This window comes from Stenotrophomonas sp. Pemsol (assembly GCF_003586545.1).
Lineage (GTDB): Bacteria > Pseudomonadota > Gammaproteobacteria > Xanthomonadales > Xanthomonadaceae > Stenotrophomonas > Stenotrophomonas sepilia.
In genome coordinates, this window is record NZ_CP025780.1 from 1,902,688 (window position 1) to 1,923,933 (window position 21,246).

19 protein-coding genes are annotated in these 21,246 nt (G+C 66.9%); 12 read left to right on the plus strand and 7 right to left on the minus strand.

Features of this window, described 5'->3' with window-relative positions; translation table 11 throughout:
• Window positions 1-112 precede the first annotated feature (112 nt).
• The 5 genes from PEM_RS08895 to PEM_RS08920 all read left to right on the plus strand — a co-directional run bounded on the left by PEM_RS08895 (window position 113) and on the right by PEM_RS08920 (window position 6,462).
• Window positions 113-1,252 carry an SPFH domain-containing protein gene (locus tag PEM_RS08895; RefSeq protein WP_065186440.1) on the plus strand — a complete coding sequence of 380 codons (1,140 nt, stop codon included), beginning with the start codon at window positions 113-115 and terminating at the stop codon, window positions 1,250-1,252.
• A 20-nt stretch (window positions 1,253-1,272) separates the two neighbouring features.
• Window positions 1,273-2,625 (plus strand): membrane protein, encoded by a 1,353-nt coding sequence (locus PEM_RS08900; protein WP_032954186.1) that lies wholly within the window; start codon window positions 1,273-1,275, stop codon window positions 2,623-2,625.
• Entirely contained in the window at window positions 2,622-2,879 is a 258-nt protein-coding gene (locus PEM_RS08905) for a hypothetical protein (RefSeq protein WP_119706097.1), read from the plus strand. The genes PEM_RS08900 and PEM_RS08905 overlap by 4 nt, the downstream gene beginning before the upstream one ends.
• Window positions 2,880-3,089: 210 nt before the next feature.
• Window positions 3,090-3,671: an AprI/Inh family metalloprotease inhibitor gene (locus tag PEM_RS08910; RefSeq protein WP_111128128.1), complete on the plus strand. Its 582-nt coding sequence runs from the start codon at window positions 3,090-3,092 to the stop codon at window positions 3,669-3,671.
• Window positions 3,672-3,810: 139 nt separating this feature from the next.
• Window positions 3,811-6,462 (plus strand): hypothetical protein, encoded by a 2,652-nt coding sequence (locus PEM_RS08920; RefSeq protein WP_146256553.1) that lies wholly within the window; start codon window positions 3,811-3,813, stop codon window positions 6,460-6,462.
• 89 nt (window positions 6,463-6,551) lie between these two features.
• Here the strand turns inward: PEM_RS08920 and PEM_RS08925 are convergent, their stop codons facing one another.
• Window positions 6,552-6,983: a hypothetical protein gene (locus PEM_RS08925; protein WP_146256554.1), complete on the minus strand. Its 432-nt coding sequence runs from the start codon at window positions 6,981-6,983 to the stop codon at window positions 6,552-6,554.
• Between the two features lie 158 nt (window positions 6,984-7,141).
• On the opposite strand from PEM_RS08925, the gene PEM_RS08930 reads away from it, so the two are divergent.
• The 3 genes from PEM_RS08930 to PEM_RS08940 all read left to right on the plus strand — a co-directional run bounded on the left by PEM_RS08930 (window position 7,142) and on the right by PEM_RS08940 (window position 10,633).
• A complete protein-coding gene (locus tag PEM_RS08930) occupies window positions 7,142-8,101 on the plus strand; it encodes a cation diffusion facilitator family transporter (protein ID WP_095377543.1) in 960 nt (319 codons plus the stop codon).
• 71 nt (window positions 8,102-8,172) lie between these two features.
• The gene (locus PEM_RS08935; protein WP_111128131.1) at window positions 8,173-8,799 is read left to right on the plus strand and encodes a DNA-3-methyladenine glycosylase; all 627 of its coding nucleotides are present in this window, start codon (window positions 8,173-8,175) and stop codon (window positions 8,797-8,799) included.
• 115 nt (window positions 8,800-8,914) lie between these two features.
• Entirely contained in the window at window positions 8,915-10,633 is a 1,719-nt protein-coding gene (locus PEM_RS08940) for a diguanylate cyclase (RefSeq protein ID WP_111128132.1), read from the plus strand.
• Here PEM_RS08940 and xth read toward each other — a convergent pair whose 3' ends face one another.
• From xth to PEM_RS08955, 3 genes are all read right to left on the minus strand, one after another.
• Window positions 10,634-11,425 (minus strand): exodeoxyribonuclease III, encoded by a 792-nt coding sequence (gene xth, locus PEM_RS08945; protein WP_005416667.1) that lies wholly within the window; start codon window positions 11,423-11,425, stop codon window positions 10,634-10,636.
• A 223-nt stretch (window positions 11,426-11,648) separates the two neighbouring features.
• Window positions 11,649-13,592 carry a MacB family efflux pump subunit gene (locus tag PEM_RS08950; RefSeq protein WP_065186447.1) on the minus strand — a complete coding sequence of 648 codons (1,944 nt, stop codon included), beginning with the start codon at window positions 13,590-13,592 and terminating at the stop codon, window positions 11,649-11,651.
• A 2-nt stretch (window positions 13,593-13,594) separates the two neighbouring features.
• The gene (locus PEM_RS08955) at window positions 13,595-14,776 is read right to left on the minus strand and encodes an efflux RND transporter periplasmic adaptor subunit (RefSeq protein ID WP_111128134.1); all 1,182 of its coding nucleotides are present in this window, start codon (window positions 14,774-14,776) and stop codon (window positions 13,595-13,597) included.
• 237 nt (window positions 14,777-15,013) lie between these two features.
• Between PEM_RS08955 and PEM_RS08960 the strand changes: the two genes are divergently transcribed.
• The 4 genes from PEM_RS08960 to PEM_RS08975 all read left to right on the plus strand — a co-directional run bounded on the left by PEM_RS08960 (window position 15,014) and on the right by PEM_RS08975 (window position 18,536).
• On the plus strand, window positions 15,014-15,580 hold the full coding sequence (locus PEM_RS08960) for a hypothetical protein (protein ID WP_240431609.1): 567 nt from the start codon (window positions 15,014-15,016) through the stop codon (window positions 15,578-15,580).
• Window positions 15,581-15,621: 41 nt separating this feature from the next.
• Window positions 15,622-16,338: a response regulator gene (locus PEM_RS08965; RefSeq protein WP_032954218.1), complete on the plus strand. Its 717-nt coding sequence runs from the start codon at window positions 15,622-15,624 to the stop codon at window positions 16,336-16,338.
• A gap of 3 nt (window positions 16,339-16,341) precedes the next feature.
• Window positions 16,342-17,418 carry an ATP-binding protein gene (locus PEM_RS08970; RefSeq protein WP_005416672.1) on the plus strand — a complete coding sequence of 359 codons (1,077 nt, stop codon included), beginning with the start codon at window positions 16,342-16,344 and terminating at the stop codon, window positions 17,416-17,418.
• Window positions 17,419-17,609: 191 nt separating this feature from the next.
• Window positions 17,610-18,536 (plus strand): ABC transporter six-transmembrane domain-containing protein, encoded by a 927-nt coding sequence (locus tag PEM_RS08975; RefSeq protein WP_111174630.1) that lies wholly within the window; start codon window positions 17,610-17,612, stop codon window positions 18,534-18,536.
• 96 nt (window positions 18,537-18,632) lie between these two features.
• Here PEM_RS08975 and PEM_RS08980 read toward each other — a convergent pair whose 3' ends face one another.
• The 3 genes from PEM_RS08980 to PEM_RS08990 form a co-directional block, all read right to left on the minus strand.
• Window positions 18,633-19,745 carry a crosslink repair DNA glycosylase YcaQ family protein gene (locus PEM_RS08980; protein WP_005416674.1) on the minus strand — a complete coding sequence of 371 codons (1,113 nt, stop codon included), beginning with the start codon at window positions 19,743-19,745 and terminating at the stop codon, window positions 18,633-18,635.
• 71 nt (window positions 19,746-19,816) lie between these two features.
• A complete protein-coding gene (gene lepB / locus PEM_RS08985) occupies window positions 19,817-20,443 on the minus strand; it encodes a signal peptidase I (protein WP_065196347.1) in 627 nt (208 codons plus the stop codon).
• Window positions 20,444-20,582: 139 nt separating this feature from the next.
• A complete protein-coding gene (locus PEM_RS08990; protein ID WP_005416676.1) occupies window positions 20,583-21,176 on the minus strand; it encodes a TetR/AcrR family transcriptional regulator in 594 nt (197 codons plus the stop codon).
• Window positions 21,177-21,246 lie beyond the last annotated feature (70 nt).

Here is a 21,246-nt window from a genome sequence, read left to right on the forward strand (position 1 = left end):
GCCATGATGAATGGGAGGCGCGCGCGGCGGTGGCGGCGGCCCATGCCGCTCCTCTATAGTCAGTCCAGCTCGGCAGGCATGGTGCCTGCCCTCGAATCACAGGGAGTTGGACATGGGTCTGGTACAGGCGGTGAAGGGTGCAGTCGGTGGTGTGCTGGCCGACCAGTGGAAGGACTTCTACACCGTGCCCACGGGCCTGCCCTCGACGGCGGCCCTGTTCGCGGCGGTGCCGCGCGGCACCAACGCCGGCCGCGGTTCCAACACCAGCGGCTCGTCCAACATCATCACCAACGGCTCGAAGATCATCGTGCCGGAGGGCTACGGCCTGCTGCTGTTCCAGGACGGCGCGATCACCGCGTTCGTCGCCGAACCGGGCGGCTACGAGTGGCGTTCGGACGATCCCAACTCGCAGTCGATCTTCGCCGGCGACGGTCTGGTCAGCACCTTCATCAAGCAGAGCTGGGAACGCTTCAAGTTCGGCGGCCAGCCCGGTTCGCAGCAGGCGGCTTATTTCGTCTCGCTGAAGGAGCTGCCGGACAACCGCTTCGGTACCCAGTCGGAAATCTACTGGGACGATGGCTTCCTCAATACCCAGGTGGGCGCGGTCACGCGCGGCTCGTACACGCTGAAGATCGTCGACCCGATCCTGTTCGTGAAGAACTTCGTGCCGGCCAGCTACCTGCAGCCGGGCCAGGTGTTCGACTTCACCGACCTGGACAACGCCGCCGCCAGCCAGCTGTTCAATGAAGTGGTCGGTTCGCTGGCACCGGCCTTCAGCCTGTACACGAACGATCCGGGCAAGGGCAACCGCATCACCAAGCTGCAGCAGGACTCGCTGGGCTTTGCACAGAGCCTGTCGGCCGCCGTCGAGCAGGGCTACCAGTGGAAGTCTGATCGCGGCCTGGCCATCGTCAAGACCGCCATTGTCTCGATCGAGTACGACGCCAACACCCGCGAACTGCTGAAGACCGTCCAGCGCGCAGATGCGCTGTCCGGCTCGCGCGGTAATTCCAACCTGCAGGCGAGCGTCGCCCAGGGCATCCAGTCGGCCGGCGAGAACGGCGGTGCGGCTGGCCTGGTCGGTGTCGGCATGGCCTCGGGCATGTTCGGTGTCGGCGGCATGCAGCAGCCGGTCACGCCGGCTGCCGACGATCCGGTGGCCAAGCTGAAGAAGGCCAAGGAAATGCTGGACCTGGGCCTGATCACCCAGGGCGACTACGACGCCCTGAAAGCAAAGGCACTGGGCCTGTAACAGCAGGACGCACAACGAACATGTCCGATCCCCGAAACGGCCCACCGCCGCTGCCCGGATCCGCGCCCGCGACGCCGCCGCCCTTGCCGGCGGCGTCGTTGGATGGGCCCGGTTCACCGCAGGACGTCCCTCCCCTGCCCGGCAGCTTCCCGCTGGACACCTCGAAGCTGCCCCAGGCCATCCGCGATGAAGTGGAAGCGCCCGATCCTGTAGCCATCGATACCTCAGCCAGCGAGCTGAAGGACGGCCTTAACCGCTGCCCGAAGTGCGGCGCCACCGACATCCGGCCCAAGGCCGGCACCGATATCCTCGTCTGCCTGTACTGCCGTCACGAATGGCATGGCGCGCGCGTCGAGGAGGAATTCGGGCTGGGCGAGGCCATCGACCAGCTGCGCGGTACGGTCATCGCCTCCGGCGCGCGTGACATCGACGCCGACACCTCGGCGCTGATGACGTTCAAGTGCACGGGCTGCGGTGCCGAAGTCACGGTCAATACCGAAAGCACGATGACGGCGCGCTGCCACTGGTGCCGCCACGTCTTCGGCGTCAACGAACAGATCAGCAATGGTGCGGTGCCCGATGCGGTGCTGCCCTTCCACATCAAGAAGGACGATGCGGTCGCGCGCATCCGCCAGTTCGTCGACAAACGCCGCATGTTCGCGCTGAAGGCGTTCAAGGAGCAGTTCACCCCGGAAAACGTGGTGGGCGTGTTCCTGCCCTACATGATCGTGGACAGCAATGTCAGCGCGGCCGTGGCCGGCAAGGGCGAGATCCAGACCCGGCAATACACGGTCGGCAGCGAGAAGAACAAACGCACCCTGTACGACGCAGATGTCTACCAGGTCGAACGCCAGGTGGATTTCACGGTCGATGACCTGCCCCTGGAATCCTCGGCCGAGCGCGGCAATCTGGATACCCGCGCCAACACCAACAACATCATCAACACCATCCTGCCGTTCGACACCAAGAACGCGGTGAAATGGAACGCCTCATACCTGGCCGGCTTCACCTCTGAGAAGCGCAACCTGGACGTGGAGAAGCTGCGGCCGCGGCTGGAAGACCAGCTGCTGTCGATCGCGCGTGCGCAGGTGGAAGGTTCGGTGAGGCGCTACAACCGTGGCGTGCGTTGGGAACAGGAGCAGCTGGAGGTGCATGGAACGCGCTGGGTGTCGATGTACCTGCCGGTGTGGTTGTACTCGTATCACCAGCCCGGCAAGAACGGCGGCATGCTGCACTACATCGCAGTGAACGGCCGTACCGGCGAAACCATGGGCAGCGTGCCCGTGCAGCAATGGAAGATGCTGCTGGCGGCCCTGGCCACCGGCACCGTCATTGAAGCCCTCGCAATTGCCTTCCTGGTGGCATCGACATGAGCGACGACAGTGGCCTCTGGCTGTTGGCGGCAGGTCCGGCCGGCGCAACCGCGCTGTACTGGGCGCTGTACCGCTATTACCGCAACACCGACAAATCGCACTCCTTCGAACACGAGACCGAGATCGAGGCCAAACCGGTCACCGGCTCGGACCAGCAGGTCGGCCGGATCACCGGCACCGAGGACAAGCGTATCCGCGGTGACAACGTGTATAAGTACCGGAAACGGGTGGCAAGGGTGAAGCCGGATCAGTAGCGCCAGGCGATGCCTGGCTGCGGGAAGTGCCGGCCGCGGGCCGGCATTCCTTCGGTATCTGGGCGTCAAAGGGGAGCCGGCCAGCGGCCGGCACGACCCTTCAGCGGACAGCACCTGTTCTTGGCTGGCTTGCCTCAGGGCGCGCCCTCACACCGTCTCCCACCCCACCGGTTCGATACTCGCGCGATCCACCCTTCCGAGGATCCTGCGATGGCTGCCCTGCTTGCCCGTAGCTGCCTGTCGGCGCTGTACTTCCTGGCCCTGCCCGCCCTTGCCCAGGACGCCTCGTCCGGCTTCGGCGAACAGACCACCCGCACCGACCAGACCACCCAATCGAGCAGCACAGAGACCCGGACCAGTGGCTCGGTGACCACCCAGACCACCACCAGTGGCAGCTCGCAGTCCGAGTCACGCAGCGAAAGCAAAGAGATCGACGTGGGCTTCGGTTTCCACGACGACAACGACGACTGGAGCCATGACCGCCACCGTGGCGGCGGCGATGTGCGCGACAGCGATCTGTTCGGCAGCTGGACACTGGGCCAGGAGAACGGCAACACCTGCACCATTGAGCTGAAGAACAGTGAGTGGTTCGGTGGCTACAGCGCCTACGTGCCTGCTGGCTGCCCGGACGGCTTCTTCTCGGCCAACCGCTGGGTACTGTCGGGCAACCAGCTGTTGCTGACCGATACCAACAACACCGTATTCGGGCGCTTCCGCGCGTCAGGAGGCGGGCGCTGGTCGGGGTTCCGCGAGTCGGATGGGGCCCGGCTGTATCTGAACCCACGCAGGTAGGAAGCCTGCGCAGCGCCAATGCGTAGCGTGCGAAAGGCAGCTGCCACGCCCGAGGATCGTATGTGTCCTATGGCATGGCAACGAACTGAGCGGGACGATCACGCCACCTTAACAAGCGTGATCGGAGCCAAGTTCCTTCATGAAAGCCGCATCTGTTCAACGGCCATTGGCCGCGATGATTTCCCTGGCGCTGCTCGCACCGCTTCCGGCGATGGCGGGCAACGCCCCGGAGTGTACGGATGATGATGCCCACGCCTGCACGGAGAGCGGGACAAGCCGCGCCTGGCTGTGGGGCGGTCTGGCCGCTCTCGGCCTCGGCGCCGCCGCAGCTGGCGGTGGAGGTGGCGGTGGTGGCGGTGCATCGGCACCTGGGGCGGGCGCTGGCGGCGGCGGTGGCACCGGTGGGCCGGCGCCGGGCACCGAAGGTGGCAGTTACGGTCGCGGCGGCGTCCTGCTGGGCGCCGGTGTACAGGCCAGTTGGAGCCAGCCGCTGACCACCCGCATCACCGGCGACACCCGCAACGATGGCCAGCTGCAGATCGGCAATGGCACGCTCCATATCACAGACGACGGTGAACTCCGCAACAACGGCACACTGCAGATCCAGCAGCCGGCCACACTGCGCCTGGAAGGCGACGCCGACCTCGACAATCATGGCACGCTGCGGGTCGCCGGCACGCTGTCGATGGATCGCGAGGCAAGCCTGGAGAACCACCGCACTGCGGAATTCGATGGCGCGCAGGTCACGCTGTCGCATGAAGCCGAGCTGGACAACCACAGCCGCATGACCCTCAATGGCGGCCAATGGTCGCTGGCCGGTGATGCCGACTTCGACAACAATCGCGGCGCCGTGCTGGACGTGACCGGTACCGTTCTGCAGCTGTGTGGGCGCGCGGAATTCGAGAACGGCGGCACCATCCAGGCCCGAGGGACCTCCGCAGGGAGCGCATTGATCGACGCGGTGACCTCACAGTATGGCAACGACCGTGATGCCATCACTGTGCTTGACAACCGGGGTTCGATCACCCACCAGGGTCAGGGAGGCGTACTGCGCCTGGTCGCCGACAGCTTTGCAAGCCAGGCGATCAACCGCAGCGGCGGCCACATCCAGGGCTCGGCCGCGCGCAGCAGCCTCCTGACCGCGGAAGGCACACACGCCACGCTGTTGAACCAGGGCACGCTGACCGTCACCGGCGACGGCACCGTCGCCATGGACGGCCGTCGGGGTGCCACGCTGCTCAACGACGGCGTGATCAATCTGGGGACCGCCACCGAGTCTGCCGGCCGTGGGCTGATCGCCATGAAGTCCGACGGCAGCGCGACCCTGAATAATCGCCGCAAGGGTGTCATCAACATCCACAGCGCCGATTCGTTCGCTTTCCAGATGGGCGCCGGCGGCGGCCGCCTGATCAACAATGGCGTGGTCAACATCTACGGTGCCGGCAGTGCCATGCATGCGGACGCACCCACCCAGGCGGCAGCCGACGCGGGTCGTGGCGCGCCTGACATCGGGTGGCAGGCGCAGCGCAGCATCTCCGGCTATACGATCGGGACCAACGCCAACGGCAGCGCAGGCCAGCTCGCCCTGCATGACGGCGGCACCCTGCAGGATGTCGACGTAGACACCGGGTTCACGCGTGGCACCGATGCGTCCAACGTGACGCTCAAGGACGTGGTGACGGGCGCCGAGGGCGGCGCCGAAAATGTGCGCAGCGCAACGGTCACATGGTCGGCACGCGCCCACCAGAACGCCGAGGGCGGCATTGATGTCGTCATGCAGCGGCGCGATTATCGCGAACTCGCCTCGGCCGACCAGGCCGGTCTCGCATCCGCGCTGGAAGCGGGATACCGCAATGACGCGCTGTTCCATGGCCTGGAAGTCGCAGACCAGCGCGAGTTCCAGCGTGCCCTGCATCAGCTGTCCGGCGCCGATGTAGCCAGCCGCAGCCTGGGCATGACCGGCAACGCGGACGCGCTGTGGTCGCAGCTGGCCGCCTTGCCAGCCGACCGCCCAGGAGTGCTTTCGTTCGGCGGTGGCGCCCGCAACGACTTCGGCGTGCGCGGAGACGGTTCGGCAGCGCATGTGGCGTTGGGCCTGGGCAACGGCCGCACGCTGCAGATCATGACCGCCGCCCTGAAGGGCGAACTGGGGGGGGCGCAGCAACGTGGGCACTCCCGGTTCGCTGGCGTTGGCATGGCCCAGCAGTGGGGAACGCTGCAATTGCGCCACCAGTTCGGCTATGAGCGTCATGGTCTGGAGGGCCAGCGCAGTCTTGCCTTTGGACAGGTACGTGAGGTGGCGCGCAGCCAGCGCCAGATGCATCGGAGCATGCTGGCGACCACGCTCAGCCACCAACTCAAGCGCGGCAACCTGCATTGGCAGCCGCGCCTGAAGGGCATGGCTTTCCAACTTGACGAAAGCGCCTTCAGCGAGGCCAGCGCCGGCAGTTTCGGCCTGCAGGTGGTCCCGGGCCGTACCCGAGGCCTGCGCATGGAACTGGGCAGTCAGTGGGCGTACTCCATGGGACCGAACCTGCGGGTGCACGCAGACGTGTCAGTGGCCAAGGCGATGGCGGTGCACAGCGACGCGCGCCATGCGCAGCTGCTGGGCGCTGCTGGACAGTCGTTCGTCCTTCCCGGCCTGCGCGCGCAGGGCCTTGACCATCAGGTGGCACTGGGCCTGGACTACCGGCGCAACCAACTCTCGTTGGGCGCGCAGCTCGTCGGTCAGCGGGTCTGGGGACAGGACGATTCCCGTGCCGAGCTGCAGCTGGGCTATCGCTTCCGTTGACAGCAGAAGGGCGGGCCTTGAGCCCGCCCTTTCTTCATCGCCGCTTGCCACATCGCCCCCGCAACGCTGCGACACCGGGCGTCGCGCGGTCAGAGACCGATTCCCGGCGCATGCGTCATCATCGCGGCCACGCCTGCCAGCAAGCCCAGCACCGGAAGCAGAATCCACTGCGCTGAAGCCAGGGTCGCGGCCGGCGGCTGGTCGCGCGCGTTGGCCTCGGATGCTCCTGCGCTTTCTGGCCGAAGCCTCCGGCGCACCGACGCATGGGAAAGAATGGCCAGTGGATAGCCGTCCTCCGGCAGTGCAGGCGCCGAAGGCATTTCGACCGCAGCGGCCGGGTTGTCGGCGGAACGCGACGGTTTGCCATCGAGCATGAAGTATGTGGCATCGCACAACGCAACAAGGCCGGCAACGCAAAGCGCCATACGGCTCAGCCGAACCGGATCGGACGAGCACGCGTTGACCGCCCTGCGATAGCGGCTCGGCTCACCAGATGCGTTGCGGAAAACAAGGTCGAGCACCGCGCCCGTTCCATTCTTGAGGAAGAGCTCAGGCTAGGCAGGGCCGCGCGCGGCCAACATCGGACAATGCCGAAAGCCACTTCGGGCCGGCACACGTGCACACCACACGGACGGCGGTCCAGCCACACTCAACTGCGCCGTCACTGTTCAGCCTGCCCATGTCCGCCCCCACCGGCTCCCGTCTCGTCATCTATGCCGCCCTCGCGGGTAACCTCGCCATTGCCATCGCCAAGTTCGTCGCTGCCGGCATCTCCGGCAGCTCGGCCATGCTCAGCGAAGGCGTGCATTCGCTGGTCGACACATTGAATGAACTGCTGCTGCTGTACGGCCTGCGCCGTGCCGGCAAGGCGCCGGACCCGGTGCATCCCTTCGGCTATGGCCGCGAGCTGTACTTCTGGAGCTTCATCGTCGCCCTGCTGGTGTTCGCTGCTGGCGCCGGCGTCTCGGCGTACGAGGGCATCCAGCACATCCGCCGGCCGGAGCCGGCCACCAACCATGCGTTGAGCTACAGCGTGCTGGGCATTTCCATCCTGTTCGAGGGTGCTTCCTGGTGGGTGGCGCTGCGCGAGTTCCGGCGTACCAAAGGCAAGCTTGGCTACTTCGAAGCCTTCCGCCGCAGCAAGGATCCTTCCACCTTCACCGTACTGCTGGAAGACAGCGCTGCATTGCTCGGGCTGGGCTTCGCGTTGATCGGGCTGGTGGCCGCGCAGGTGCTGGACATGCCGGTGCTTGATGGGGTCGCCTCCCTTTGCATCGCCGGCGTGCTGGCCGCAACCGCCTTCCTCCTGGCCCGTGAAACCAAGGGCCTGCTGGTCGGAGAGCCTGCACATCCGGCAGTAGCCGAGCGGATCATGGCGGTGGCCGAAACCGATCCGGATCTGCGTCGCGCGAACGGGGTGACCACCATGCAGATGGGCCCGGAACAGGTGGTGGCCATGCTCAGTGCCGAGTTCGAGGACGATCGGCGGACCCCGCAGATCGAAGCCTGCATCACCCGCATCGAAATGGCGGTGAAGCGCGAGCATCCGGAACTGGTGGCACTGTTCATCAAGCCGCAGACGCCCGAGATCTATGCCTCCCGCCGCGCGGCACTGGCCGCTCCGCCTGCACCGGAATGACGTGGCGTCTGCGCACGTTTCACCTCGCCAGTGCCACAGTGCCAGCTCTCTCGCCCGAACCTGCCACTCTCGTGCCGGACTGGTTGCCCGTTTCCCTGCAGAGCCTCCCGCGCGGCTTCTACCGGCGCCCGCCAACCGAGCTCGCCCCGGAGCTGCTCAACAAGCTGCTGGTGCGCAACGATGGTCGCGTCGGTCGCATTGTTGAAGTCGAAGCCTACGCGGGCAGTGTCGATCCGGCCGCACACTCCTATCGCGGTCAGACGCCGCGTACGGCCAGCATGTTCGGTGAGGCCGGCCACCTCTATGTCTACTTCACTTACGGCATGCACTGGGGCAGCAACGTTGTCTGCGGCGAAGTGGGCGAAGGCGTAGCGGTGCTGCTGCGGGCCATCGAGCCGCTGCTGGGCCTGGAGCGCATGCGCGAACTGCGCCCCGCTGCGCGCCGCGACCACGATCTGGCCAGCGGGCCCGGCAAGCTCTCGCAGGCCTTCGGGCTGGACCGCAGCTTCGACGGCGCCGATCTGGTGACAGGCAGCCACGGCATTGTCATCGCCAGCGATGGCGTGCCGCCTCCGGCAGATCCGGTGATCGGGCCCCGCATCGGCATCACCCGCGCGGTGGACTTCCCCTGGCGCTGGCATGTTCGCGACCACCGTCACGTTTCAGTGCGGCCCTCGCGCGGGCCCCGCAAACCCTGACCGCGATGCGTCACGTCGGCATCACCCCGTCATGGCGATACATAACGCGGCAAGCACTAGCGTAGTGCCAGACAGCCGCCGCAACCGCCCTCGCCACCCTGCCCTGAAAAGCACCATGGACGAAGCCGAACGACTGCTCGAAATCGAACGACTGCACCTGCTGGACACGCCGCCGGAGCCGGTGTTCGATGCCATCGTCGCCGCCGCCCGCGCCGCGACCGGCATGACCATGGGCCTGATCAGCGTGGTGGCCGAAGACCGTCAGTGGTTCAAGGCCAACATCGGCCTTGAGGGCGTCAGTGAAACGGCCCGCGAAATCTCCTTCTGCACCCATGCCATACGCCAGGACGAGCTGCTCGAGATAGCCGATGCACGCCAGGATCCGCGTTTTTCCACCAATCCACTGGTGACGGGCGGGCCGCGCATCCGTCACTACGCTGGCATCCCTCTGGGCTCCGCGCACGGCGCACGCATCGGCACATTGTGCCTGCTCGATCCGATGCCCGGCGTGCTGTCTCCGTCCCAGCGCGAGCTGATGGTGCACCTTGCCCGGGTCACCACCCAGGTACTGGAGCAGCGCAGCATGCTGATGGCGCAGGTGGGCCAGGCCAAGGCGCTGCATCGTGAGCTCAAACGCAGTGAGGACTTCCTGGAGCGCACCAACCGTGCAGCCCGGGTGGGCGGCTGGGAGATGGACCTGGTCACCAACGAAGTGCGCTGGACCCGCGAGACCAAGCAGTTGCACGGCGTGCGCGGCAACTTTGAACCGACGCTCGACACCGCGCTGTCGTTCTATCGCGAAGACAGCCGCAACATCATCCGGGCAGCAGTGCAGCGTTGCATCGACGAAGGCACGTCCTGGGAAGTGCAGCTGCCGATGACCACGGCCGACGGTCGCTCGATCTGGACGCGCGTCGTTGGCAGCCGGCAACAGATCGACGGGCATCCGCGCCTGGTCGGGGCGATCCAGGACATCACGGACGAGCGAGCCGCGCTCGATGCGCTGGAAGCGAGCGAAACCCGCTATCGGCGACTGTTCCACTACAGCCTGGGCCTGATCTGCACCCACACGCTGGACGGAACATTGACCTCGGTGAATCCGGCGGCCGTGCAATCGCTGGGTTTCGAAGAAAGCCAGATGATCGGGCGCAGCCTGTGTGACCTGATGCCGCCGGAAAAACGCGCGGGCTTCAATGCCTACCTCGCTCGGATCCAGGCAAACCACACCGACGCTGGTGTGATCGAGCTGATCGCCGCGGACGGAACGCGCCACTACTGGGCGTATCACAACGTGCTCGACAACGAAGCCAGCCCGCCCTACGTGCTGGGACATGCTCAGGACGTCACCGCGCTGCGGATGCAGGAGCAGCAGCTGCGCGAAATGTCCTTCAAGGATCCCCTCACCCAGTGCTACAACCGGCGCTACCTGCACCGGCTGGATGAACTGATTGACGAGCGCTGGGCCTGCGTGATGTTCGATCTGGACCATTTCAAGCACATCAACGACACCCAGGGCCACCGGCGTGGCGACGCCGTCCTGGTCGAGTTCGCCACGTTCCTGCGCTCACCGCTGGGCAGGGATGAGACGGTGGTGCGACTGGGCGGCGACGAATTCATGGTGGTACTGGTCGCGCCTGCGGACGGCCGGCTGAGCGAACTGGAGCATTGGTACCAGGACCACGCCGCGCTCTCGCCCAGCGCGTTCTCGATGGGTGCGGCCATCAACACGCCTGGCGAACCGGTGGCCGACACCATCCAGAAAGCGGACAGCCGCCTGTACCGCACCCGCGCACGGGTGCGCCGCGAGCGTCGCGAAGACCCAGCCGCGCGTTGATCACGCGCTTACCGTCACCCAGGCCGGCGCGTGGTCGCTGGCCTTTTCCTGCAGGCGTACCCAGCGGTCGACGCCAGCGTCCTTCAGTCGCTCCGCCAGTACGGGGTTCAACAGCAGATGATCGATGCGCAACCCACGGTCGCGCTCGGCATGTTGGCGGAAATAGTCCCAGAAGGTGTAGATCGTGGCGTCGCCGTGCACCTTCCGCACCGCATCGGTCCAGCCCTGCGCCAGCAGTCGTTCGAAGGCCTCGCGTACCTCCGGCTGGAGCAGCGCGTCGCGGCGCCAGGCTTTGGGGTCATAGACATCGGCGTCGGTGGGAATCACATTGAAATCACCCAGCAGCAGCGCAGGGTGCGGCAGCTCGACCAGGCTGCGCGCATGCCGGATCAGGCGCTCCATCCAGCGCAGCTTGTAGTCGAACCTGGGCCCGGGCTGCGGGTTGCCGTTGGGCAGGTAGAGTGCACCCACCACAATGCCATGCGCCGCCGCCTCCAGGTAGCGGCTCTGGGTGTCCTTGGGCTCGCCCGGCAATCGGCGGCGGCTCTCGACCGGCGTGGTCCCTCGTGCCAGCAGCGCCACGCCGTTCCACCGCGCCTCGCCCTGCCAGAGCGCGCCGTAGCCAGCCTCTTCCAATGCCGAAGCCGGAAACGCGGCGTCGGTCGCCTTCAGTTCCTGCAAGGCAACCACATCCGGCGATTCCCTGTGCAGCCAGTCCAACAGCTGCGGCAGGCGTGTGCCGATGCCGTTGACGTTGAACGTGGCAATGCGAAGCATCTTGCGACGGGCCATGCGGGAAGTCTCCTCGGCGCATCGGGTGAGCGTTCAGTGTGCGCGCCCAGGCATCCAAGGACCGTGGATGCCGCGTAATGATGCGGTGCCATCCGGTTCACCGACCGCTGCCATGCCGCGCAGCAGGCTGGTCACCGTGAACCCGGCATCAGCCACCTGTGGCTGCTGCCGTTCTACCGCAACGCCGGCCGTGATGGCGGCTACGATGTCACCGGGTGCGCCCCTACTCCGCCGCCAATGCCTGGATCGGGTCCAGCTGCGCGGCAGTGCGTGCCGGAAAGTAGCCAAAGCCCAGCCCGATGGCCGAAGAGCACGCCAGTGCGGCGAGCACCGGCCCCGGCGAGAACAGGAACGGCACGCCCAGCGACAACAGGCTCGACAGCGCACCCACAGCGAACGCGAGCAACACCCCCAGCACACCGCCGAACAGGCAGATCAGCACCGCCTCGATCAGGAACTGGCGCAGGATGTCGTTCTGCCGCGCCCCCACCGCCAGCCGCACGCCAATCTCGCGCACGCGCTCCTTCACCGACACCAGCATGATGTTCATCACGCCTACGCCGCCCACCACCAGCGCCACCGCCGCGATCGCCGAAACCAACGCGGCCAGGGTCTGGCTGGACTTCATCACCGCCTTGCGGATCTGGTCGGCGTTGTAGATGAAGAAGTCACGACGGCCATGCAGGCGCTCCAGCTCGGCGCCCAGCGAGGCTTCGGCGGCATTGGTGGGTACGTTGTCGCGTACGCGCACGGTGATGCTCTCCAGGCGTTGGCTGCCCAGCAGCCGGGAAGCCGCCGAGGTGTACGGCACGTAGACCGTGGGGGTTGCACCACCGGCGAACGCATTGGGACCGACCGCGCCGATCACCTCGACCGGCATGCCACCCAGCAGCACCGTGCTGCCGATGGGATTGCCAGTGAACAGCGCCTTCGCCGCCTTCTGGTCGACCACGCCCACTGCGCGGTGCGCATCGACTTCGGCGTCGGTGAAGAAGCGGCCGGCCTTCAGCCGCAGCCCCCGCACGCGCGGCATGTCGGCCCCTACGCCCAGCACCTGGGTGTTGGCACGACGGCTGCCCTGCAGTGCCGCCACCGATCCCGTCAGGTTCGGACTGGCGCTGTCCACATAACTCAACGCCGCAAGATGGTCCGCGTCGGCCACCACCAGCGTTTCGACTTCCGCCGAGCGCGGGTCACCGAAATCTGCGCCCGGGAAGATCTCCAGGGTGCTGGCGCCCAGCGCGTTGATCTGGGATTCAACCTGCGCTTGTGCGCCCTTGCCCAGCGCAACCACGGTCACCACCGCGGCCACGCCGATGATGATGCCGAGCATGGTCAGCAGCGTGCGCAGGCGATGGGCCAGCATCGAACGCGCCGCCATGCGTGCCGCTTCGCGGACCGCGTCCCTGCGTGCGCGGCGCTCGGCGACCGGCGACGTGCCGCGTTCGGTCCCGCATCCTGCGGCCGCAGCCAGCAATCCAGGCTCGGCGCGGTCGGCCACCATCCGGCCGTCGGCGATCTCGATCACCCGCGCCGCGTTGGCGGCGATCGCCGCATCATGCGTCACCAGGATCACCGTGTGGCCCTGCGCGTGCAGGCGCTTCAGCTCGGCCATCACCTGCTGGCCACTGGCGTGATCGAGCGCACCGGTCGGCTCGTCGGCCAGCACGATCGCGCCGCCGTTCATCAGCGAGCGGGCAATGGACACGCGCTGCTGCTGGCCACCGGACAGCTGACCCGGCCGGTTCCCGGTGCGTTCGCCCAGCCCCAGCGCTTCCAGCAGCGTGCGTGCGCGCGCAGTGCGCGTCTGTGCGTCCACGCCCGCATAGACTGCCGGCAGCGCTACGTTCTCGGTGGCACTCAGGTTCTCCATCAGGTTGTAGCGCTGGAAGATGAAGCCGAAATGCTCACGGCGCAGGCGTGCCAGCGCGTCCGGCGCCATCTGTTCGGTGGCCTCGCCGTTCACGCGATAGCTGCCCTCGGTCGGCCGGTCCAGGCAGCCCAGGATGTTCATCAGCGTGGACTTGCCCGAACCCGAGGGGCCAATGATGGCGATGAACTCGCCGGCGTTGATGCGCAGCGAGACCTCCTTCAGCACCACCACCTCGCCGGCGGCCGAGCGATAGGCGCGCGATACGCCCTCCAGTTCCAGCAGTGCATGGGCCATGCTCACATCCCCAGCAGGCTGGCGGGTTCGGCGTCGCCACCGCTGGGCGCCTGGCCAACCACCACGTTATCGCCCGCTTTCAGGCCAGACAGGATCTGCACGGCGGTGGCGGTGCGCAGGCCGGTCGTCACCGCACGTTCCTCAGCGCGGCCCTTGGCATCGACCACGCGCACGGTGCCGCGGTTGCCATCCTTGTCATCCGGCTCGGCCAGTGCCGTCAATGGCACCTGCAGCGCGTTGGCGACCCGCGCCAGCTGCAGGGTCACTTTCACCGTCATCGAAAGCTTCAGCTTCAGGCCAGGATTGGTTACATCGAACAGCCCGGCGTAGTACACCGCTTTCGGCGTCTGCGCAGAGCCGCCCGCATTGCCGGAAGCGGCCTCGGCAATCGAGGTCGGCGCTGGCTCCAGCTGCTGCAGATGGGATTCATAACGGCGCCCGCTCGGCCCCAGCGTCGAGAACCACAACGGCTGGCCGGGTGCGACCAGTTCCACATCCGCCTCGGCGATCTCGGCACGCACGGTCATCGTATCCATCTGCGCCAGCATCACGATGGTTGGCGTGGTCTGCATCGAGTTCAACGTCTGCCCGGCCTTGGTGACGATGGCCACGATGTAGCCGTCGCTGGGCGAGACGATGCGGGTATAGCCCAGATTGATCCGTGCAGTTTCGACCTGGGTCACAGCCTGGTCGATCTGCGCCTGCAACGAGGCCACCTCCGAACGCGCCGCATCGCGTGCCACGCGCGCGGCTTCGAAGCCTTCCTGCGACACCAGGCGCGATGCCACCAGCTGCGACTGGCGCTGGTAAGCACGACTGGCCTGCGCATAGCGCGCCAGGCTGGCCGCATGCTGGGCACGCAGCGTATTGGTGGCCGCCTCGGCGCTTCGCAGCGCGATCCGCTGCGGTTGTGAATCGACCTCGGCGATCAGATCGCCGGCCCGCACGCGCTGGCCCAGCACCACATGCAGGCGCTTGACCTGGCCGGACACCTGCGCGCCCACCGCCACCAGCTCCTTCGGATGGACCCGGCCGACCGCCTGTACGGTCTTCTCCAGATCCGCCACCCTTGCCGGCGCGGTGATCAGCGCGGCATCATCGCCGCCTGCAAACGTCCACCATCCAGCACCGGCGGCCAGCGTGGCCACGGCGGCAGCAATCATCCAGGTCCTGCGGTTGCTCATCGAAACGCCCGGTTGCGGGCAGTCACCCAATGCGACCGCCGGAGCCGCAGTCTGGAAGACACTGATGGACGTTTCTTGGAGCCACCGTGGAGATTGCATGGAGGCGCCGCGGCCGTTCAGGCACCAGCGCCACGCCTGAACGCGATAGCTCCGCGTCCACGCAATCTCGACACAATCTCGACCGAATCTCCATCAACGGTCGCTAGCCTCGTCGGCCTCGCCGACTGCCTGTTTGCCGTGTCCCTTTCCTACCCGGACCTGCCACCCATCGATGTGCGCCGTGCCTACCTGGCATGGTGTGCGCCTTCGCCATGGTTGATAGCACTGGTGCTGGCATCGACCAGCACGTGGATGTGGGTCGCGCCGTATCCGGGCCTGCCATTGCTGGCCGGCTTCGGGGCCGCCGCACTGGTGGGGTTCGGCAGTGATGGGCCCGGCCGCACCCGCCGCACCGGGTCCCTCGCATCGCTGGCCTTGATCGGCCTGGCGGTCTGGGCGGCAACGCACCCGGCCGCCAACGTCAACCTGCATCTGCTGCTTGCCCTTGCCACCACCGTGGTGGCCGCCCTGCTGGCAGTGCGCCTGCACACCATCGCGCGCATGGCTGCACGGCTGCAGGCCCGGGTGGACGCCACCCCCATGGCCTCGCGCTGGAGCAAGCTACCCTCGGCGGTGTCCACCCTGAAGCAGCAGCAGCTGCGCGGCGCGGCTGCGGTGGAACCCAGCCTGCAGCGCACGCTGGTGCTGGCCACACTGGCCTGGGCAGCCAACGAGGAAGCACAGGCCATGGAGCGCCGCCGATGACCCAGCCCCTTCCCGCCCTGCCCTCGAGCCCGCAGCACGCAATGAGACATGAACTCCGTAGCCGGCCCGCGCCCCTGGTCCTGATTGCCGAAGATGAAGGCGAAATCGCCGATATCCTCGGTGCCTACCTGGCCCGTTCCGGCCTGCGCAGCGCACGCGCCGCCGACGGCGAGGCGGCGCTCGCCAGCCATCGCCAGCTGCGCCCGGACCTGGTGCTGCTGGACGTGCAGATGCCCAGGCTCGATGGCTGGCAGGTATTAAGCGAACTGCGGCGGCGCGGCAACACGCCAGTGATCATGCTCACCGCGCTCGACCAGGACGTGGACAGGCTGACCGGCCTGCGCGTGGGTGCCGACGACTACGTGGCCAAACCATTCAATCCCGCTGAGATCGTTGCACGCATCCAGGCCGTGCTGCGCCGCAGTGCCCCCACCGCCGCCGAAGAACCCAACGGGTTGATCCGCCAGGGGCCGTTCGAGATCGACCTGCGCAGCCACGAGGTGACGGTGCGCACCGGCGAGCAGGTGCACGCACTGAGCGTCACCCTCACCGAGTTCCGGCTGCTGGTGCATATGGCGCGCGCGCCGCGCCAAGTGCATGCGCGCGCGGACCTGCTGCATGCCTGCCTGCCCGAAGGTGATGCGCAGGAACGTACCGTCGACAGCCACGTCAGCAAGCTGCGGCGCAAGCTTGAAGAGGTGGGCGTGATCGGCATTCCCGCCACCATCCGTGGCGTCGGCTACCGTTTCCTGGACTGATCGATGAATCCCAAAGGCAAGAGCATCGGCCGCCAGATCACCCTCTCCATCACGGTCGCCTCGTTGTGTTCGACGGTGCTCTCGATCAGTGGCTTCTACCTGTTCTATTACCTGCTGGAGGTGTTCTATCCGCGCTGGTACGACGCGCCGGAAACGATCATGCCGTCCGGGCTGGAATGGCTGTGGATCGGCTTGACCGCCACCGTGGTGGTCATCTTCGCCACGCTGGTCGCCTCGCGCCTGACCCGGCGCATCATCACCCCGTTGAACTCGGTGGCCGAGAGCCTGCGCCGGGTGGCCAGCGGGGATCTGGAAGCGCGTGCACGTGGCGGCAACACCACGATGGCCGAAGCGGCCACGCTGGTCAGTGATTTCAACTCGATGGCCGAACGGCTCAGCCGGATGTCCGAGAACCGTGTGTTCTGGAACGCGGCGATCGCGCACGAACTGCGCACGCCGATGACCATCCTGCGCGGCCGCCTGCAGGGTATTGCCGAGGGTGTGTTCGAGCCGGGCCCCGAGCAGTTCAACAGCATGCTCACCCAGCTCGAAGGACTCACCCGCATCATCGAAGACCTGCGCGTGGTCAGCCTGGCCGAGAGCGGTCACCTCGATCTGCGCCTGCAGCGCAGCGACGTCAGCGTGCAGGTGGCCGCGGTGGTGGAAGCAATGTCCGACGCACTGGCCGAAAGCGGGTTTTCGGTGACCCTGGAGGCACGGCCGTCACTGGCGGACTGCGATCCGGCCCGCATCCGCCAGGCGGTGCTGGCGCTGCTGGAAAACGCACGACGCCATGCCGTCCCCTGCCCACTGCGGGTTCGTGTCACGCTGGCCGAAGGCCATTGCACCGTGACAGTGGAAGACGGCGGCCCCGGCGTGCCCGACGAGCTTCGCGACAGCATCTTCGAGGCGTTCCAGCGCACCGATGTCTCGCGATCGCGACAGAGCGGAGGCTCCGGCCTAGGCCTGGCCGTGGTGCGGGCGATTGCCGTGGCCCATCACGGAACGGCGCAGTGCCGCCCAACCGAACGCGGCGGCAGCGCGTTCGAGCTCCGTTGGCCGGTGCATGCGCGTCGTTGAGGACGCGGCAGACGCTGCCCTGGTAGCGGCCCACCTTTGATGGGCATTCGCTTCGCTGAACGGCGCCGGTTTCTCCACGCAATCTCCATCGATCCTCCATGCCCGCTCCAAAGGGCCGCAGATACTGGGCGCAACCCGGGAGATGGCAGGCATCCGTCCCCTGCCCTGTCCCCGACCCACCCAGGCATCCCATGAAACACCCCAACGATCCAGCGGCAGCCGCCGGCAGCATCGGGCAGCAGAATGCGGCCGCCACTCTGAAGGCGATCCTGCGCACCTATCCCTGGCAGCTCACCGGCACGTTCTCGCTGGTGGCGCTGGAGAACACCCTGCTGCTGGCCTATCCGTTGTTCGCCGGCTTCGCGGTGGACGCGATCATCAGCGGCAACATCGGCCATGCCGTTTCCTATGTCGGCGTGGTGCTGTTGTTCTGGTTGGTCGGCGCCGCCCGTCGAGCGGTCGATACCCGCACCTTCACCCGCATCTATGCCGATCTGGCAGTGAGCGTGGTGCAGGCACAGCGCCGCCTGGGCCAGGCCACGTCCACCTCGGCGGCACGCGTGGTGCTGGCCCGCGAGTTCGTCGACTTCTTTGAAAAGCACGTCCCGATCATCGCCACCGCGCTGGCATCCATGTTCGGTGCGGTGGCCATGCTGCTGGCGATCGAACCGATGGTCGGTGCCGCTGGCCTGGTCACCCTGCTCGGGGCCCTGCTGGTACTGCCGTCGTTCGCACGCCGCAACGAGCAATTGCATGGCCGGCTGAACAACCGCCTGGAACACGAGATCCGCCTGGTCGACCGGGTCAGCCCCTCGGTACTGCGCCGCCACTACACCACGCTGTCGCGCCTGCGCATCCTGCTGTCCGATCGCGAAGCCGGCGCCTATGTGGTGATCGGGCTGGCTGCTGCGGCATTGTTCGCGCTGACCATCGGCCGCCTTGCCACCACCGACGGAGTTACCCCGGGCCATGTGTACGCGGTGATGACCTACCTTTGGACGTTCGTCGGCAGCCTGGATGATGCACCGTCGATGGTGGATCAGCTGGCACGGTTGAAGGACATCGGCCGCCGCGTCAGCCCCGGCATGGAGGATGCGGAGCGCAAGGACGCCGCTTGACCGGTAGATGCCCACCTTGGTGGATACCGGTGGAAGCCAGCGCCAACCAAGGTTGGCGGCTGACAGGAGCGATAGGCGCCCATGCGCCGCTTGGCGCTACAGGAACTCCGCCATGCGCTGCAGTTCGTCTTCAAGCGCGCCACGAAACACCTTGTCGCGGGCCAGCGACTTGCCGGCATAACCCACGTTCGACACCAACTCACCCTCGCGCACGCTGAGATTGGCCCAGCCCACCACCTGGTCGTGCCACAACACCGGCAGTGCGTAGTAGCCATACTGGCGCTTCGGTGCAGGCGTGTAGGCCTCGAACTTGTACACCCATCCCCACAGCAGCTCGAAGCGACGGCGGTCCCACACCACCGGGTCGAACGGCGCCAGCAGGCGCACCTGTTCGTCCGGTGCATAGCGGCGCGAACGCGGATTCTCGTCCGCCGGCCAGTACCAGGTGGTGCCCTCCAGCGTGCAGCTGGCCAGCTGCTGCTTGGCCAGCGCCAGTGCCTTGCGGGTCTGCTCGGCCAGATGCGGTGCACCATAGCCCAGCAGGCGCACCAGATAGGTCAGGCTGGCCGATGGCAGCGGCGCGTACTTGCGCACCACCAGGTCGATCAGCGCGGCCGCGCGCTCGACCTGCGCTTGTTCGCTGGCATCTGGCTCGGCATGCGCGGCCACTGCATAGATGCGGGTGCCACTGTCGCGCCGCTGTACGCGCAGCAGGCCGCGGTAGTGCATGCCGTCCAGCAGGTGCGTGCTGGCATTGCTGGTGCCGCCCCAGTAGTTGGTCACCCGGCCATGCGCAAACGCCTGGTCAACCTCGCGGGGGTGCACACTGCCGCGCTCGCGCACGAACGCCAGCACCTCGGCAGCGCGGCGATGGGTCTCGGCGTCCCACTCGCGCTTGGCCGCGCGCGGGTGCATCAGCGCCAGATGCTCGCGTGGCAGGAAGCCGTAGTTCACCAGGCAGTCCTCTTCCACCGGCAAGCGGCTGTAGCGCCGCTCAAGATCGCCTGAGCGGTAGTCCTTCACACGGTGCCGCAGGGTCAGGTCCTGCGCGCGTGCCGGTGCCCGGATCGGGTCGGCCTGCACGAAGCCCAACCGCCGGATCGCGGTCAGCAGCGTGGTCGGCCTGAACAGGGTGCGCGCCACTGCATAGCGGCGAAGGTCATCGAGGGTGGGCGTAGCTGGCATGGCCGCATTGTAGATCCACGCCATGCGTGGATGGGAACACGGCAATTCCCCCGAGGGCTAGCGCTCATCGCACCCGGACACTTCACCGGGCCCAACTACAGGCGCTGCCAGACCACGCCCTCACCGCGGCGAAAGTACACCGCCACGGCGCGGCCGTAGATCCGGTCCGCATCGACCCAGCCGAAGAAGCGGCCGTCCAGGCTGTTGCCACGGTGATCGCCCAGCACCAGCACCTTGCCGGCAGGTACCCGCAGATCGGCAATGTCCGGGCCTCCGCCATGCGTTAGATCCAGTCGGGCCTGCCGCTTGCCGAACCGTTCCACGTCAGTCATGGCAGTCACCTGCAAAGGCTGGCCATTGATGGTCAATCGTCCCTCCTGCAAGCGCACGTGGTCCCCGGCTACTGCGACCACGCGCTTGATCATGCGCACGCCATCGGCCGGGGAAGCGAACACCACCACCTCCCCGCGTTGCGGCACGTTGTCGCCCATCAGCTTCAGCCCGGTGAAAGGCAGGCGCAGGCCGTGCGCCCGCATGTCGACAACCACACGATCACCCGGCTGCAGGGTGGGCTGCATTGAACCGGTTGGCACCACGTAATGGTTGGCCAAGGTGTCACGTGCTGCTAAGAACAGGCCCAGCAGCACCAGCAGCGGCAAGGCCTCCTTCTTCAGCCACAGCAGCGCTCGCTGGGGCAACGGCGCGCGGGAGGGGGCATGCATTGAGGGCTCCGGAAGATGATGGAAGGATCCAGCCCCCAGCCTAGACGTACGGCTCTGGGCCATGCATAGGACAAATTCCAGATGTCCTCACGGGGCGCATGGAGTGCCCGCCCGGAGGGCTGTCCGGCCTGGCTCGACGTTACAGCGCGCCGTCCGCATCCAGCATCTGCAACGACCCGATCACCAGCGCCCGCATGCCCTGCTTGAACTCGGTGATCACCTGGCCCTCTTCGTCATCCGCAATCGCGTAGATGGTGTCGGCGCCGGCGATGCAGTAGAACGCGATTGTGGCCAGCAGCCAGCGTGCCTTGTCCATCGGCAGGCCGAAGACTTCGGCCACGTGCGCCTGGTGGGAGGCGATCTTCTCCAGCATCGGCGCGGTCGCCACCGTGCGCCGCAGCAGGTACGGCGGCAGCCCGGGATGCGCCTTCACCACCTCGCACAACGATTCCACGAACACCATCAGATAGCCCTGCAGGCCGCCCGCCGCATCGGCCGAGGCGCGCGGAATCTGCCAGCGCTGGAACACCGCCTGGGCCACCAGCCGCTTCAGCGCCTCCAGGTTCGCCACGCGCTTGTACAGCGCGGCCTGGGTCACCGCCAGTTCGGCGGCCACGTTGGCCATGGTCAGGTTGGGCAGGCCCAGGCGAATGCCGATGTCGGCCAGGCGCTCGGGGGTGATGGTGGGCGGGCGGCCACGGGTCGGCGCCGTTGGATCGGGGTGCGGGCTCATACGGTGCGTGTTCATACCCTGCCGAGGGTGCCAGCAAAGGGACCCTCTTGTCCGCTTCGGTCTATTTAGT

Excerpts from the sequence above, each read along its gene's own strand:
- PEM_RS08895 (WP_065186440.1), top strand. The coding sequence starts at position 113 with ATGGGTCTGGTACAGGCGGTGAAGGGTGCAGTCGGTGGTGTGCTGGCC.
- PEM_RS08900 (WP_032954186.1), top strand. The coding sequence starts at position 1,273 with ATGTCCGATCCCCGAAACGGCCCACCGCCGCTGCCCGGATCCGCGCCC.
- PEM_RS08905 (WP_119706097.1), top strand. The coding sequence starts at position 2,622 with ATGAGCGACGACAGTGGCCTCTGGCTGTTGGCGGCAGGTCCGGCCGGC.
- PEM_RS08910 (WP_111128128.1), top strand. The coding sequence starts at position 3,090 with ATGGCTGCCCTGCTTGCCCGTAGCTGCCTGTCGGCGCTGTACTTCCTG.
- PEM_RS08920 (WP_146256553.1), top strand. The coding sequence starts at position 3,811 with ATGAAAGCCGCATCTGTTCAACGGCCATTGGCCGCGATGATTTCCCTG.
- PEM_RS08930 (WP_095377543.1), top strand. The coding sequence starts at position 7,142 with ATGTCCGCCCCCACCGGCTCCCGTCTCGTCATCTATGCCGCCCTCGCG.
- PEM_RS08940 (WP_111128132.1), top strand. The coding sequence starts at position 8,915 with ATGGACGAAGCCGAACGACTGCTCGAAATCGAACGACTGCACCTGCTG.
- xth (WP_005416667.1), bottom strand. The coding sequence starts at position 11,425 with ATGGCCCGTCGCAAGATGCTTCGCATTGCCACGTTCAACGTCAACGGC.
- PEM_RS08950 (WP_065186447.1), bottom strand. The coding sequence starts at position 13,592 with ATGGCCCATGCACTGCTGGAACTGGAGGGCGTATCGCGCGCCTATCGC.
- PEM_RS08955 (WP_111128134.1), bottom strand. The coding sequence starts at position 14,776 with ATGAGCAACCGCAGGACCTGGATGATTGCTGCCGCCGTGGCCACGCTG.
- PEM_RS08965 (WP_032954218.1), top strand. The coding sequence starts at position 15,622 with ATGAGACATGAACTCCGTAGCCGGCCCGCGCCCCTGGTCCTGATTGCC.
- PEM_RS08970 (WP_005416672.1), top strand. The coding sequence starts at position 16,342 with ATGAATCCCAAAGGCAAGAGCATCGGCCGCCAGATCACCCTCTCCATC.
- PEM_RS08975 (WP_111174630.1), top strand. The coding sequence starts at position 17,610 with ATGAAACACCCCAACGATCCAGCGGCAGCCGCCGGCAGCATCGGGCAG.
- PEM_RS08980 (WP_005416674.1), bottom strand. The coding sequence starts at position 19,745 with ATGGCGTGGATCTACAATGCGGCCATGCCAGCTACGCCCACCCTCGAT.
- lepB (WP_065196347.1), bottom strand. The coding sequence starts at position 20,443 with ATGCATGCCCCCTCCCGCGCGCCGTTGCCCCAGCGAGCGCTGCTGTGG.
- PEM_RS08990 (WP_005416676.1), bottom strand. The coding sequence starts at position 21,176 with ATGAGCCCGCACCCCGATCCAACGGCGCCGACCCGTGGCCGCCCGCCC.